General features: G+C 71.3%; 14 protein-coding genes. 5 read left to right on the top strand and 9 right to left on the bottom strand.

The window, feature by feature from the left end; genetic code table 11:
- Positions 1–480 precede the first annotated feature (480 nt).
- The 8 genes from lexA to D9R14_RS12960 form a co-directional block, all read right to left on the bottom strand.
- Positions 481–1,191, bottom strand: coding sequence for a transcriptional repressor LexA (lexA, locus tag D9R14_RS12995; protein WP_121623753.1), 711 nt, complete (start codon positions 1,189–1,191; stop codon positions 481–483).
- A gap of 208 nt (positions 1,192–1,399) precedes the next feature.
- Positions 1,400–2,614, bottom strand: a complete 1,215-nt coding sequence (locus tag D9R14_RS12990) for a molybdopterin molybdotransferase MoeA (protein WP_121623752.1) — start codon at positions 2,612–2,614, stop codon at positions 1,400–1,402.
- Positions 2,615–2,630: 16 nt separating this feature from the next.
- A complete protein-coding gene (gene moaC / locus D9R14_RS12985) occupies positions 2,631–3,128 on the bottom strand; it encodes a cyclic pyranopterin monophosphate synthase MoaC (RefSeq protein WP_121623751.1) in 498 nt (165 codons plus the stop codon).
- Positions 3,129–3,234: 106 nt separating this feature from the next.
- Complete coding sequence (trpC, locus tag D9R14_RS12980; protein WP_121623750.1) at positions 3,235–4,026, bottom strand: indole-3-glycerol phosphate synthase TrpC; 792 nt, start codon at positions 4,024–4,026, stop codon at positions 3,235–3,237.
- A complete protein-coding gene (gene trpD, locus D9R14_RS12975) occupies positions 4,023–5,057 on the bottom strand; it encodes an anthranilate phosphoribosyltransferase (RefSeq protein WP_121623749.1) in 1,035 nt (344 codons plus the stop codon). The genes trpC and trpD overlap by 4 nt, the downstream gene beginning before the upstream one ends.
- A gap of 169 nt (positions 5,058–5,226) precedes the next feature.
- The gene (locus D9R14_RS12970; RefSeq protein ID WP_121623748.1) at positions 5,227–5,829 is read right to left on the bottom strand and encodes an anthranilate synthase component II; all 603 of its coding nucleotides are present in this window, start codon (positions 5,827–5,829) and stop codon (positions 5,227–5,229) included.
- A 129-nt stretch (positions 5,830–5,958) separates the two neighbouring features.
- Positions 5,959–7,470 (bottom strand): anthranilate synthase component I, encoded by a 1,512-nt coding sequence (trpE, locus tag D9R14_RS12965; RefSeq protein ID WP_121623747.1) that lies wholly within the window; start codon positions 7,468–7,470, stop codon positions 5,959–5,961.
- 8 nt (positions 7,471–7,478) lie between these two features.
- Positions 7,479–9,374 (bottom strand): peptidylprolyl isomerase, encoded by a 1,896-nt coding sequence (locus tag D9R14_RS12960; RefSeq protein ID WP_121623746.1) that lies wholly within the window; start codon positions 9,372–9,374, stop codon positions 7,479–7,481.
- A 232-nt stretch (positions 9,375–9,606) separates the two neighbouring features.
- On the opposite strand from D9R14_RS12960, the gene tpiA reads away from it, so the two are divergent.
- Complete coding sequence (gene tpiA, locus D9R14_RS12955; protein WP_121623745.1) at positions 9,607–10,365, top strand: triose-phosphate isomerase; 759 nt, start codon at positions 9,607–9,609, stop codon at positions 10,363–10,365.
- Positions 10,366–10,436: 71 nt separating this feature from the next.
- Here tpiA and D9R14_RS12950 read toward each other — a convergent pair whose 3' ends face one another.
- Positions 10,437–10,952: an outer membrane protein assembly factor BamE gene (locus D9R14_RS12950; RefSeq protein ID WP_121623744.1), complete on the bottom strand. Its 516-nt coding sequence runs from the start codon at positions 10,950–10,952 to the stop codon at positions 10,437–10,439.
- Between the two features lie 126 nt (positions 10,953–11,078).
- Here D9R14_RS12950 and D9R14_RS12945 point away from each other — a divergent pair, with 126 nt between their 5' ends.
- The 4 genes from D9R14_RS12945 to D9R14_RS12930 all read left to right on the top strand — a co-directional run bounded on the left by D9R14_RS12945 (position 11,079) and on the right by D9R14_RS12930 (position 14,409).
- On the top strand, positions 11,079–11,630 hold the full coding sequence (locus D9R14_RS12945) for a ubiquinol-cytochrome C chaperone family protein (RefSeq protein WP_121623743.1): 552 nt from the start codon (positions 11,079–11,081) through the stop codon (positions 11,628–11,630).
- The gene (locus D9R14_RS12940; RefSeq protein ID WP_121623742.1) at positions 11,627–12,148 is read left to right on the top strand and encodes a YceD family protein; all 522 of its coding nucleotides are present in this window, start codon (positions 11,627–11,629) and stop codon (positions 12,146–12,148) included. Before D9R14_RS12945 ends, D9R14_RS12940 begins: the two co-directional genes overlap by 4 nt.
- 222 nt (positions 12,149–12,370) lie before the next feature.
- Positions 12,371–13,438 carry a phosphate acyltransferase PlsX gene (plsX, locus tag D9R14_RS12935; RefSeq protein ID WP_121623741.1) on the top strand — a complete coding sequence of 356 codons (1,068 nt, stop codon included), beginning with the start codon at positions 12,371–12,373 and terminating at the stop codon, positions 13,436–13,438.
- Complete coding sequence (locus D9R14_RS12930; RefSeq protein ID WP_121623740.1) at positions 13,435–14,409, top strand: beta-ketoacyl-ACP synthase III; 975 nt, start codon at positions 13,435–13,437, stop codon at positions 14,407–14,409. The genes plsX and D9R14_RS12930 overlap by 4 nt, the downstream gene beginning before the upstream one ends.
- Positions 14,410–14,496: the final 87 nt, after the last annotated feature.

The following is a 14,496-nucleotide window of genomic DNA, read 5'->3' as shown; positions in this document are numbered from 1 at the left end:
GGGTCCTCGCCGGACCCCCGGCCTGCCGGAGTAAACGGCCTCCCGCCCGCGCCTGCGGAGCGTTAGGGGCGCTCCGCAGGCGCTCTCATTCCAACACATCTCAAACAGACAAGCCGGAGGGCGACGGCGGGACGGGGGAGATGGCGGGAAAGAGGTCAAGACGGACGGGGCGAAGGCAGCCTGGCTTGCGAAAATGTCTCCCGCCACACCCGACCGCATCCCTCCAAACCGCCGTCATGCTCCGACTTGATCGGAGCATCCACGCCCGCCGTCCTGCCCAGCGCCTGGCCGCAAAATGGGCCCTCCGGTCAAGCCGGAGGGCGACGGCGGGACGGGGGAGATGGTGGGGAAAGGCGGAAGAAGGCGGCGCGCAACACGTTCCACGCAACACGTTCCGCGCAACACGTTCCGCGCAAGGCGGATCCGGCGCCGGCGCCCGCGAAAGGCCCGCGCGAGCGCCCGAGAAAGCCCCGCGCCCCGTCAGTAGCGGCGCATCAGGCCGATGAGGCGGCCCTGGATGCGGACGCGGTCGGGGCCGAAGATGCGGGTTTCGTAGGCGGGATTGGCCGCCTCCAGAGCGATGGAGGCGCCCTTCTTGCGCAGGCGCTTCAGGGTGGCTTCCTCGTCGTCCACCAGGGCCACGACGATGTCGCCGGTGTCAGCGCTCTCGCAGCGGCGGATGAGCACCGTGTCGCCGTCCAGGATGCCGGCCTCGATCATGCTGTCGCCGCGCACCTCCAGGGCGAAGTGCTCGCCCGAGCCGAGCATCTCCGGGGGGATGTTGAGGTTGTGGCTGCGCGACTGGATGGCGGAGATCGGCGTGCCGGCGGCGATCCGGCCCATGACCGGCACCGCGACGCTCTGCCCGCCGCCGTCCTCGTCCTCGGCCACGGGGCGGACCTTGCCGAGGCTGCCCTCGATCACCGCGGGAGAGAAGCCGCGGCCGCTGCGCGCGGCCGCAAGGCCCGGCGCCACGCTGTCCGGCAGCCGCACCACCTCCAGCGCACGCGCTCGATTCGGCAGCCGGCGGATGAAGCCGCGCTCCTCCAGAGCAGTGATGAGGCGGTGGATGCCGGATTTGGAGCGCAGGTCCAGCGCCTCCTTCATCTCGTCGAACGAGGGGGGGACGCCGGTTTCCTTGAGCCGCTCATGGATGAACCGAAGCAGGTCGTATTGCTTGCGCGTCAGCATTCCTCGCCCCCGTTGACCGCCGGCCGCGGGGCATGCCGGTCAGGCATGCACCTTCGTCCGACCCGTCCCCGCCGCCGCAACCGGGCGGAGAAACAAATCATGAACAACCCTTATCTGTTCCTTTTGTGTTCCGCAAGTGGTGAAGATCCCGTAAAGCCGCCCGCGTGCATCGGCCTGCGCCTGCGGTGAACGCGCGCGCCTCTGGCGCTCAATCGGCGAACGGGATCACCCGGCAGGGCGCCCCAGCCGCGGCGGCGGGGGCGTCGGCCTCGCGGATCAGCAGGGCGTCCGCCGCCGCGAGCACGGAGAGCAGCGAGCTGTCCTGCACCGGCAGGGGGGTCGCAACGAGGCCGCCGGCGCCGTCGTCTTCGAGCGTCGCGCGCATGAAGTCCATGCGCCAGTCATTGGCCGGCATGTCGCAGCCGAGGCGCGCCGGCAGCGTGCGATAGGCCGGCGCCGTGTCGCCCTGGAGGGCGCGGATCAGCGGCACCAGGAACAGGAGCCCGCAGACGTGCGAGGACACCGGATTGCCCGGCAGGCCGAGGACCCGCACCGCGCCGCGCCGGCCGAACATCAGCGGCTTGCCGGGGCGCAGTGCGATCTTGTGCACCTCCAGTTCCACCTGCTCCGCCTTCAGGGCCGGCGCCATCAGGTCGTGGTCGCCCACCGAGGCGCCGCCGGAGGAGACGAGCACGTCGGCGCCCGCCTCCATGGCCTCGCGGATGGCGGCGCGGATGGCGGAAAGGTCGTCGCGCACCACGCCGAGGTCCATCACCTGCGCGCCCGCCGCGCGGGCGATGGCGGCAAGGCCGAAGGCGTTGGAGACGACGATCTCGCTGTCGGCGCCGGAGCCGCGGCCCGGCATCACCAGTTCGTCGCCGGTCTGCACCAGCGCGACGCGCGGGCGGCGCGCCACCGGGATTTCGGCATGGTCCATGGCGGCGGCCAGCATCATGTCGCGCGCGGTGATGCGGTGGCCCGCCATAAGGCCAGGCGCGCCGGTCGCGAAGTCGCAGCCGGCCTTGCGCACGTTGCGCAGCGCCGCGGTCGGCGCCGTGGTGGCCATGAGGCCGCCGTCGCGGGTGGTGTTCTCCTGGATCACCACCGTGTCCGTCCCCTCCGGCAGGACCGCGCCGGTGAAGATGCGCACGCATTCGCCCGGCCCCACCGCGCCTGCGAACGGCCGGCCGGCGGCGGATTCGCCGATCACCGCGAGCTGCGCCGGGGTCGCGGCGATGTCGGCGGCGCGCACCGCATAGCCGTCCATGGCGGACATGTCGGCCGGCGGCTGGGAGCGGTTGGCGATCAGGTCGCGGGCGAGCACCCGGCCCGCCGCCTCGGCCACCGGCACCCACTCCTCGGCCAGCGGCTGGACCGGGCCGGCGACGCGGGCGAGAGCCTCGGCAACGCTCATGAGTGCCATGGAGTGTCCTCGCGGGTCAGAGCGGGTCGGCGCGGAAATGGCCGCTGCGCCCGCCGGATTTCTCCACCAGCCGCACGCCTTCGATGCGCATGGCGCGGTCCACCGCCTTGGCCATGTCGTAGACCGTCAGCGCCGCCACCGAGACGGCGGTGAGCGCCTCCATCTCCACGCCGGTCTGGCCGGAGGTCTTCACGCGGGCGGTGATGGCGAGGCCCGGCAGATCGGGCTCGGGCGCAAGCTCCACCTCCACCTTGGTGAGCATCAAAGGGTGGCAGAGCGGGATCAGCTCGTGGGTGCGCTTGGCGGCCATGATGCCGGCGAGCCGCGCGGCGCCGAGCACGTCGCCCTTCTTGGCATTGCCGGAGAGGATCAGCTCCAGCGTCTCGCGCGCCATGGCGACGCGGCCCTCGGCCACCGCCTCGCGGTCGGTCACGGCCTTGTCGGAGACGTCCACCATGCGCGCGGCGCCCTGGGCGTCGAGATGGGTCAAGGTCGGATGCGTGGGTGCGGTCATGGGGCAGCCGTCAGTCAAAGGCGGTCGTTGCGGTTCGAACCCGGCAGGGCGCGCCCAGTCTAGGCGCTGGCGTGCCGCAGGGACAGGACGGCGGAGCCGGCCGCGATCACGCGTTCAGCAGGAACGACGTCGCCGATGCGACGTCCTCCTGCCGCATCAGGCTCTCGCCCACCAGGATGGTGCCGATGCCGACCGCGGCGAGGCGCGCCACGTCGGCGGGGGTGAAGATGCCGCTCTCGCCGATGACGATGCGGTCCTTCGGCACGCGCGGCGCGAGGCGCTCGCTGGTGGCGAGGTCGGTCTCGAAGGTGCGCAGATTGCGGTTGTTGATGCCGACGAGCTTGGAGGGCAGCTTCAGCGCCCGATCCAGCTCCGCGTCGTCGTGCACTTCGAGGATCGAATCCATGCCGAGCGCGGTCGCCGCCTGGGCGAGGTCGAGCGCCAGCGCGTCGTCCACCGCCGCCATGATGATGAGAATGCAGTCCGCCCCCCAGGCGCGCGCCTCCACCACCTGGTAGGTGTCGTACATGAAGTCCTTGCGCAGCGCCGGCAGGCGGGTGGCGGCGCGCGCCTCCTTCAGGTAGTCCGGCGCGCCCTGGAAGGAGGGGGTGTCGGTGAGCACCGAGAGGCAGGTGGCGCCGCCGAGCTGGTAGGCGCGGGCGAGCGCGGGCGGGTCGAAGTCGGCGCGGATCAGGCCCTTGGAGGGGCTCGCCTTCTTGATCTCGGCGATCAGCGCGGTGCGCCCTTCCGCCAGCGTCGCGGCGATGGCGCCGGCGAACGGGCGCACATGGGATGCGCCCTGCACCGCGGCTTCCAGCGCGGCGAGCGGCCGGCAGCGCTTGGCGCAGGCGATCTCCTCGCGCTTGTAGGCCTCGATGCGGGTGAGGATGTCGCTCATCGGCCGCCCTCCGGGGCGAGGGCGGCGGAAACCGCCACCAGTTTCAGGAGCCGGTCGCGCGCGGCGCCGGTATCGAGGCTGGCGCCGGCAAGGGCGACACCCTCCTTCAGATCCTTGGCGCGGCCGGCCACGAACAGCGCGGCGGCCGCGTTGAACAGCGCGACGTCGCGATAGGCGCCGGGGGCGCCGTCGAGCACGGCGCCCAGCGCCTCGGCATTGTGCGCGGCGTCGCCCCCCTTCAGCGCCTCGGCGGGGGCACGGGCCAGGCCCACGTCCTCGGGCGCGATCTCGAAGGTGCGGATGCGCCCGTCCTCCAGCGCCGCCACGTCGGTGGTGCCGGAGATGGTGATCTCGTCGAGCCCGTCCGAGCCGTGCACCACGAAGGCGCGCTCCGAGCCCAGCTCCTTGAGCACCTCGGCGAGCGGGACGATCCAGGATTTCGCGAACACGCCCACCATCTGGCGCCTGACGCCGGCTGGGTTCGAGAGCGGGCCGAGCAGGTTGAAGATGGTGCGGGTGCCCATCTCCACCCGCGCGGGCCCCACATGCTTCATCGCCGGGTGGTGCGAGGGCGCGAACATGAAGCCGATGCCGGCCTCCGCGATGCAGCGGGCGATGCCGGCGGGGTCGAGGTCGATGCGCACGCCGAGCGCGGTGAGCACGTCCGCCGCCCCCGACTTCGAGGACAGGGCCCGGTTGCCGTGCTTGGCCACCGGCACGCCGGCGCCGGCGACGATGAAGGAGGCGCAGGTGGAGATGTTGAACGAGCCGGAGGCGTCGCCGCCGGTGCCCACCACGTCCACCGCGCCTTCCGGCGCCGTCACGGGCAGCATCTTGGCGCGCATCACCGCGACCGCGCCGGTGATCTCGTCCACGGTCTCGCCGCGCACCCGCAGGCCCATGAGCAGGGCGCCGATCTGCGACGGCGTCGCCTCGCCCGACATCATCCGGTCGAACACGTAGGACGCCTCCTCGCGCGTCAGGCTCGCGCCGGTCGCCACCTTGCCGAGGAGGGGTTTGAACTGGTCCATGGCGGGTCCTTCAGCGTGTCTCTCGTGCCGGGCGTGGGACTGCGCCCTCTCCCGCGTGCGGGGGAGGGCCGGGGAGGGGGCAGGCTTGGCGCGCCGTCGCGGAGCCGGTGCGCGGGCCGCGGTTCCCCCTCCCAACCCTCCCCCGCACGCGGGAGAGGGCTTTCATTCGTCAGTCCTTTGCCCTGCGCGCATTGAAGTCGGCGGCGAGGTCGAGGAAGTTCTTGATCAGCGCGTGCCCGTTCTCCGAGGCGATGCTCTCGGGGTGGAACTGAACGCCGTGGATCGGCAGGCTCTTGTGGGCGAGGCCCATGATGAGGCCGTCCGCGGTCTCGGCCGTCACCTCCAGGTCCTGCGGCAGGCTCTCGCGCTCGACGATCAGCGAATGGTAGCGCGTCGCCTGGAAGGCGCGGTTGAGGCCGCGGAACACGCTTTTCCCCTCGTGGCGGATCTCGCTCATCTTGCCGTGCATGGGCGAGGGCGCGCGCACCACGTCGCCGCCGAACACCTGGCCGATGGCCTGATGGCCGAGGCACACGCCGAAGATCGGCACCTTGTCGCCCGCCTTGGCGATCAGATCGAGGCAGATGCCCGCCTCGTTGGGGGTGCACGGGCCGGGCGAGAGGACGATGGCGTCCGGCTTCTCGGCCAGCACTTCCTCCACCGTGACCTTGTCGTTGCGGTGGACGGTGACGCTGGCACCGAGCTCGCCGAGATAGTGCACGAGGTTGTAGGTGAAGCTGTCGTAATTATCGATCAGCGTGACGGTGGTCATGGGATGCTCCGGGCCCCGTGCGGCCCGTTTTTCCAAGGAGCCAGCGGGGGAGGTAAGGGCAGGGCAGGCGCAAGGTCAACAGCACGGCGCAGGCTGTCACCATCGCTCGCGGCGCATCGTCTCCATCCCTCACTGCCCCCTTTTGGCGCGGGCGGCGAAGCGGACCGCCTCCTCGCCGGCGCGGAACAGGGCCTTGGCCTTGTTCACGCACTCCTGCTGCTCGCTCGCCGGCACGCTGTCATAGACGATGCCGGCGCCGGCCTGGACGTACATCCGCCCGTCCTTGACGATGGCGGTGCGCAGCACGATGCAGGTGTCCATCTCGCCATTGGCGCCGAAATAGCCGATGGCGCCGGCATAGATGCCGCGCTTGTCCTTCTCCAGTTCGTCGATGATCTCCATGGCGCGCACCTTGGGCGCGCCGGAGACGGTGCCGGCCGGGAAGCCGGCGGCGAGCGCGTCGATCACGTCGAGGCGGGTGTCCATGCGCCCCTCGACGTTGGACACGATGTGCATCACCTGGCTGTAGCGCTCGATGAAGAAGCTGTCGGTGACCTTGACCGTGCCGGTCTCAGCCACCCGGCCCACGTCGTTGCGGCCGAGGTCCAGCAGCATCAGGTGCTCGGCGCGCTCCTTGGCGTCGGCGAGAAGCTCGGTGGCGAGCGCCTCGTCCTCGGCGTGGGTGGCGCCGCGCCGGCGGGTGCCGGCGATCGGGCGGATGGTGACCACCCCGCCGCGCAGCCGCACCAGGATCTCGGGGGATGAGCACACCACCGAGAAGCCCTCGAAGTTGAGGTAGACGAGGAACGGCGCCGGGTTGACCCGCCGCAGCGCCCGGTAGAGCGCGAACGGCGGCAGCGCGAACGGGCTCTCGAAGCGCTGGGAGAGCACCACCTGGAAGATATCGCCGGCGCGGATATAGTCCTTCGCCTGCTCCACCATGGCGCAGAATTCCGCCTCCGACGTGTTGGAGGTGGCGGCCACTTCACCGTGGAACGGGTCGGGCACGGGGTGGGCGATGGCGCGCTCCAGGCCCTGGACCACCTGCTCCAGCCGGTCGAGCGCCGCCTCATAGGCCGCCTGAGGGCTCACGCCGGGCGCCGGGCGCACCGGGGTGACGGCGGTGAGCTCGTCCTTCACCGCGTCGAACACGATCATGATGGTCGGGCGGATCAGCAGCGCCTCGGGCACGCCGATGGGATCGGGCTTGGCGGGCGCCAGCGTCTCCATCTGCCGCACCATGTCGTAGCCGAGATAGCCGAACACCCCGGCCGCCATGGGCGGGGCGCCCTCCGGCAGGTCGATGGCGCTCTCGGCGATCAGCGCGCGCAGCGCCTCCAGCGGCTTGCCGGGGCACGGCACGAAGGCGGCCGTGTCGGCGTCGGGCGTGCGGTTGATCTGCGCGGTGTCGCCCGAGGCGCGGAAGATGAGATCGGGCTTCAGCCCGATCATGGAATAGCGCCCGCGCGTCTCCCCGCCCTCGACGGATTCCAGCAGGAAGGCGTTGGGCTGGTCGCCGGCGATCTTCAGGAAGGCGGAGACGGGCGTCTCAAGGTCCGCCACCAGGGTGGTCGACACCACCTGCGCCTCGCCCTTCTGGTAGCGGCGCGCGAACAGCTCGAAGTCGGTGGGGGCGTTCATGGCGGGCCTCAGATTCCCGCCCCTGCGCCCACCGACTGGGACAGCACGCGCTGGTTGACCGTGACGCCGAGCTGCTGCTGCAGCGCGCCGAGATACTGCACCAGGAGGTCGTTCTCCATCTGGGTCGATATCTGGGCGGCGATCTGCTGGTCCTGCGGCCCCTCGGGCGGAACGGTGATCTTCGACACCTGGAACACGATGCGGTCGGGCGCTTCGGCCGCAGCCGCCATGCCGACGCTGCCCTCCTTGGCGCCGAACACGTCGGCGATGGCCTCGACCGAGAACGGCGGCGCGGCGCGGCCGCGCTGGAGCCCCTCGGCCACCTTCAGCGGCAAATCGGCGCCGCCGGCCACCTGGGCGAGCGCGGCGCCGGCCTTGGCCTGGTCGAGCAGGGCGGTGGCCTTCGCCTCCACCGCCTTGGCGACCGCCTCCTCCTTGAAGCGCGCCTCCACAGCGGCGCGCGCCTCGTCGAAGGTGCGCTCGCGGGCGGGGATGATGGCGTCGGTCTGGTACCAGACGAAGCCGCCGCTGCCCGGCAGCTGGATGGTGTCGGTCTCGACCCCCGGCTGGGTGGCGAACGCGCCGGCGATCACCTCGGGGCGGGCCGGCATCTCGACCACCTGGCCCGCGGGATCGCGGCCCGAGCGGTCCACCGCATCGATCACGTCGAGCTTGAGGGAGAGCTTCTTGGCGATCTCGCCGAGCGTCGAGCCGGAGGCGCGCTCATCCTCGACCGCGTCGTGCTGGTCGAGCAGCTCGCGCCGCGCCTTGGCGAGCGCGAGGTCCTTCTCGATCTCGGCCTTCACCTCTTCGAACGGCTTGCGGCTCGCCGGCTCGGCGCGCGTCACGTTGACGAGGGCGAAGCCGAACCGCCCCTCGATCGGGGCGCTCGTGCCGCCCGGTTCGATCAGGAACGCCACCTCGGCGATCCTGGGATCGAGGATCGCGGCCTTGGTGACGAGGCCGAGGTCGGTATCGGACGGCTTCAGGCCTCGCTCGGCGGCGATGTCCGAGAAGCTCGATCCGGCCTTGATCTTGTCGGAGGCGGCCGCGGCGTCCTCGGCCTTGGAGAAGACGATCTGCCGCAGCTCGCGCCGCTCCGGCGTGCCGAAGCGCGTCTGCTCGCGATCATAGACCGCGCGGGCCTCCTCCTCGCCCACCTTGATCTGGGCGGCGAGGGCGTCCGGGGTCAGCGCCAGGATCGAGACCTTGCGGTATTCGGGCGCGCGGAACGTGACCTTGTGGGCCTCGAAGAAGGCGCGCAGCTCGTCCTCGGTGGGGGCGGGCAGGGTGCCGACCGCCTCGGCGGTGACGAGGATGTAGGCGGCGTCGCGCGCCTCGCTCTCATAGCGGTGCACCGCATCCACCAGCACGGAGGGCACGGCGAGGCCGGTGCCGAGCGACTGGATCATCTGGTCGCGCAGCATGCGCGCGCGCTCCATATGCATGAAGCGCCCCTCGGTGAGGCTGTTGGAGCGCAGGAGCTGGGCGAAATAGGCGGGATCGAACGCGCTTGCGCCGGGCCGGCGATAGGCCGGGTTGGCGGCCACCGCCTCGGCGAGCTGCTGGTCGCTCACCGCGAGGCCGAGCCGCTTGGCCTCCGCCTCCAGCGTGGCATCGGCGATCATCTGGTTCAGCACCTGGCGGTCGAGGCCGATGGCGCGGGCCTGCTCGGGCGAGAGCCCACGCCCGGTCTGCCGGCCGATCTGCTGCACCTGCTCCAGATAGCGTGCGCGGAAGTCGTTGGCCGAGATGTCGGTGCCGCCGACGCTCGCGACCGTGCTCGCGCCGAAGCCGCGGAACACGTCGGCGATGCCCCAGACCGCGAAGGAGAGCATGAGCACCACGAGAAAGATCTTGGCGATCCAGCCGGAAGCGCCCTTGCGGAGAGTCTGAAGTGCCATCGTCCGTTCTTTGAAAGTCACGCGCCGGGGGGCGGCGCCCAAGGGCGCGCATCATAGGGATGGGGTTCCGTGCCCGCAACGGCGCCGCCGGGCCGTCGTTTGCGGGCGCCCCGCGGCCGGAAGGCGCGGCCTTTCCGCGCGAAAGCGCTGCCCGATCAGGGGCAAAAGGGCGCTTGGCGCGCCGCGCGCCGCTCTGCTACGTGGCGGGAGAGCAAAATCACGGAGGACGTTCATGCCCGCATCCCGCCGCCCCTTGATCGCCGGCAACTGGAAGATGAACGGGCTGAAGGCCTCCGCCGGCGAGCTGGCGGCGATCGCCGGGGCCTATGACGCGGCGCTGCGCGCGCGGCTCGACCTCCTGGTCTGCCCGCCGGCGACGCTGCTGGCTGCTTTCGCGGACACGGTTTCCGGCACGCCGGTGATGCTGGGCGGACAGGACTGCCATCCGCTCGGCTCCGGCGCGCATACCGGCGACATCTCCGCCGAGATGCTGAAGGATGCGGGCGCGAGCGCGGTCATCGTCGGCCATTCCGAGCGCCGCGGCGATCACGGCGAGGGCGATGCGGTGGTGAAGGCCAAGGCCAAGGCGGCCTGGCGCGCCGGTCTCCTCGCGGTGGTCTGCGTCGGCGAGAGCCTTGAGGAGCGCGAGGCGGGCGAGGCGGCGGCGGTGGTGACGCGCCAGGTGCGCCAGTCGATTCCCGACGGGGCGAGCGCTGCGACGCTGGTGGTCGCCTACGAGCCGATCTGGGCCATCGGCACCGGCCGCACCCCGACCACGGCCGACGTGGCGGAGATCCACGGCACCATCCGCCGGGTGCTGACCGAGCGATTCGGCGCCGAGGGGGAGGGCATGCGCATCCTCTATGGCGGCTCGGTGAAGCCGGACAACGCCGCCGCGCTGCTCGCCACCGCCGACGTGGACGGCGCCCTGGTGGGTGGCGCGAGCCTGAAGGCGGCGGATTTCCTGGCGATCGCGCGCGCCGCCCTGTGAGGGCGGCGGCATCCGGAGCGTTTTGACCCCCTCGGGGGGAGAGCGGGGCGGCCACGCCGCCCCGTCGCGGTTCAGAAGCTCACCAGCCCGATCAGCTGGCGGATCAGGCTCAGTTCCTCGCCGCTGGTGGGCGTGGTCTGCGACACGAAGTCGAACACCTTGCCGTCCTTGAGGCCGTACTGGGCGATGCGGGTGACGCGCCGGTTCTTGTCGAAATAGACCGCGAGCACCTTCTGCTCGATCACCTCGGGCTTCAGGAACGCCACCTTCTGGGTGGTCTGGGAGATGTAGTAGAACACCTCGCCGTTCACCGTGGCGACGGTCGAGGGCGTGCCCAGCACGAGCAGAACCTGCTCCTGGCTCGATCCCACCGGAATCTGGTCCAGCGCGCCCTCGGCCAGCACATAGCCGCGCTGGTAGGTGCGGGTGATGCCCGAAACGGAGGTGCCGGCGCCGGTATTGCCGCATCCGGAGAGCACCGCGAGCCCCAGCATCAGCGCCGTGCCGAAGGTCCAGCGCCGCGCCCTGAGCGCACCGCCGTTTCGCCAATCTGCCGTCGCCGCCTTCACCTGAGAGCCCACGCGCATGCCCTTCCATCCTCCACGTCTTCGGAACGGGCCGAGGCCCGGCGGCCTTGCGCGTGCCTTATGACCGCGCTACGCCGCTCGGCCAGAGGTGCGTACACCACTAATCCTGACCGACCCTTAAGAGCAATGTTCAACCTGTTCCGCCCCGCCGCATCGCGGCGAACCATCGAGCGCCTCTACGGCGGGATCGTGGCGCAGTCGCGGCATCCCCACTTCTATGCCGTCCTCGGCGTGCCCGACACGCCCGAGGGGCGGTTCGAGATGCTCGTGCTGCACACCGTGCTTGTCTGCCGCCGGCTCAAGGGTGGCGGGGAGGCGGAGCGCGCCATGTCGCAGGACGTGTTCGACGCCTTCCTCGCCGACATGGACGCCGCCATGCGCGAGATGGGCGTCGGCGACCTCACCGTGCCGAAGCGCATGAAGAAGGTCGGCGCCGCCTTCTACGGCCGCGCCGCCGCGTATGATGGGGCGCTGCGGGATCCGGACGACGCCGCCCTTGCGGCCGCGCTCGCCCGCAATATCCTGGATGACGCGGCGGAGCCCCGGGCCGGCGCGCCCCGCGCGCTCGCCCATTATGCGCGCCGCGCCGCGCTCACGCTCGAACGCACGCCTTGGGAGACCCTGGCGCGGGGCGAGATCGCCCTGCCGGCGCCCGATGCGGCGGAGGACCAGACATGACCGACACCCCTTCTGCCCCCGGGCCGATCTCCCGCCTCGTCCCCGTGGTCGAGATGCCGCCCTCCGGGATCGACCTCACCCTGGAGCCCGGCGAGGCCGAGCGCGCCGCGCTTGCCCGGCATGTGGGCGCGCTGGCGCTGCCGGCGTTCAGGGCGGTGCTCCACCTCGCCCCCGAGAAGGCGAGCGGCGTCCATGTCACCGGCCGGGTCGAGGCGAGCGTCACCCAGGCCTGCGGCGTGACGCTGGAGCCGTTCGACGCGCCGCTCGCCGAGGAGGTCGACGTGCACTTCGTGCCCGCCGGAACCCCGGTGCCGGAGCCGGAGGAAGGCGAGGAGTTCGACCCGCCGGACGAGATCGTCGGCGGCGCCATCGACGTGGGCGCGCTGGCGGCGGAATTCCTTGCGCTGGGGATGGATCCCTATCCGCGCAAGCCCGGCGTCGTGTTCGAGCCGCCGGCCGAGCCGGCGGGCGCCGCCTCGCCGTTTTCCGCCCTTGCCCGGCTCAAGGATCGCTCGTGACGCGCGCGGGGTGTTGCGAAGAGGCATCAAGCCGCTATTGTCCGCCCGCCCGAACGCCGGCCGAGGCGCGTTCGCCGATTCCGCCCGCCGGCGGCGCGGCGCTTCGCCCGCTCCCGTCTCGCGGGAAGGACGCGCGGTGAGCGCGTGTCGGTTTCGCCCCGGAGCGCCCCCGCGCCGGTTCCCATCTCCCCGAGGCCAGAGCCTGGCGGAAGCGCTGCACAGATGAGCCAAGTCCGCATCGCCATCGACGCCATGGGTGGCGACCACGGTCCCGAAACCGTGCTCGCCGGCGCGGAGATCGCGCTCGGGCGGCATCCGGACGCGGCCTTCATCCTCTATGGCGACGAGACGCGCATCGCGGAGGTGCTCAAGGCGCATCCGAAGCTCGCTGCGGCCGCGCGCATCGTCCACACCGACGTGGTGGTGGGCATGGAGGACAAGCCCAGCATCGCGCTCCGGCGCGGCCGCTACAAATCCTCCATGTGGCGCGCCATCGATGCCGTGAAGCACAGGGAGGCGGACGCCGCCGTCTCCGCCGGCAATACCGGCGCGCTGATGGCCATGGCCAATTTCAACCTGCGCACCATGCCCGGCATCTCGCGCCCCGCCATCGCGGCGCTGTGGCCGACGCTGCGCGGCGAGAGCGTGGTGCTGGACGTCGGCGCCTCCATCGGCGCCACCGCCAAGAGCCTGGTGGAGATGGCGCTCATGGGCTCGGCCATGGCGCGCGTCCTGTTCGACCTGGAGCGCCCGACGGTGGGCCTGCTCAATATCGGCGTCGAGGAGATCAAGGGCGTCGAGGAAGTGCGCGAGGCCGGCCGCATCCTCAGGGACGAGAACCTGCCAGTGAACTATCACGGCTTCGTCGAGGGCAACGACATCGGCGCCGGCACGGTCGACGTGGTGGTCACCGAGGGGTTCGCCGGCAACATCGCGCTCAAGACCGCCGAGGGCACCGCCAAGCAGCTCGCCGGCTATCTGCGCGCCGCCATGGGCCGCACGCTCCGGTCGAAGCTGGGCTATCTCCTGGCGCGCGACGCCTTCCAGGTGCTGCGCGAGAAGATGGACCCCGGCCGCGCGAACGGCGGCGTTTTCCTCGGCCTCAACGGCCTCGTCATCAAGAGCCACGGCGGCGCGGATGCGCAGGGCTTCGCCTCCGCCGTGGACCTCGCCTATGACCTCGTGCGCCACGAGCTTCTGGCGCGCATCGAGAACAACCTCGTCAACCGCCTCCCGCCGGCCGCGCCGGGCGAGGCGAGCGAACCTGCCGAGGCGGAAGGACAATCGTGAGCGGCATCAGGTCCGTGGCCCGGGGCATCGGGTCCTATCTCCCAGCAAACGTGGTGACCAACGCGGACCTCGCCGCCCGCATCGACACGTCCGACGAGTGGATCGTCCAGCGCACCGGCATCCGCCAGCGGCATGTGGCCGCGCCGGGCGAGTTCACCTCGCACCTCGGCCTCAAGGCGGCCGAGCGCGCGCTCGCGGCGGCCGGGCTTGCGGCGGCCGACATCGACCTGATCGTGCTCGCCACCTCGACCCCGGACCAGACCTTCCCGGCCACGTCCGCGACCATCCAGGCGGAGCTGGGCATCACCCGCGGCGCCGCGTTCGACGTGCAGGCGGTCTGCTCCGGCTTCGTGTTCGCGCTCGCCACCGCCGACGCCTACCTGAAGACCGGCGCGTTCCAGCGGGCGCTGGTGATCGGCGCCGAGACCTTCTCGCGCATCCTCGACTGGGAGGACCGCGGCACCTGCGTGCTGTTCGGCGACGGCGCCGGGGCGGTGGTGCTGGAGGCGGTGGAGACGGACGCCGCGAAGGGCAGGGGCGTGCTCACCACCCATTTGCGCACGGACGGGCGCCACCGCACCAAGCTCTATGTGGACGGGGGCCCGTCCAGCACCGGCACGGTGGGCCATCTGCGCATGGAGGGCCGGGAGGTCTTCAAGCATGCGGTCGGCATGATCACCGACGTGATCGTCGACGCCTTCGCCGCCACCGGTGAGAGCGCGGAGAGCATCGACTGGTTCGTGCCGCACCAGGCCAACCGGCGCATCATCGACGCCAGCGCGCAGAAGCTGGGCATTGCGCCCGAAAAGGTTGTCACCACCGTTGCGCTTCATGGTAATACCTCCGCGGCGTCGATCCCCCTCGCGCTGGACCTAGCGGTCCGGGACGGGCGGGTGAAGCCGGGCGATCTGGTCCTGCTCGAAGCGATGGGCGGCGGGTTCACCTGGGGTTCGGCGCTGGTGCGTTGGTAAACGACGCCTTATTGGCGTTGACCTTTCTCGCCTCTGGCGGCTAGTTTGCGTGACGACGCTTCTTTCCGAGTTTTGACCTCGGCCAAG

The sequence above is a fragment of the Xanthobacter tagetidis genome, from assembly GCF_003667445.1.
Lineage (GTDB): Bacteria > Pseudomonadota > Alphaproteobacteria > Rhizobiales > Xanthobacteraceae > Xanthobacter > Xanthobacter tagetidis.
Note: the sequence above shows the minus strand (reverse complement) of the source record. Positions and strands in the feature narration are given on the sequence as shown.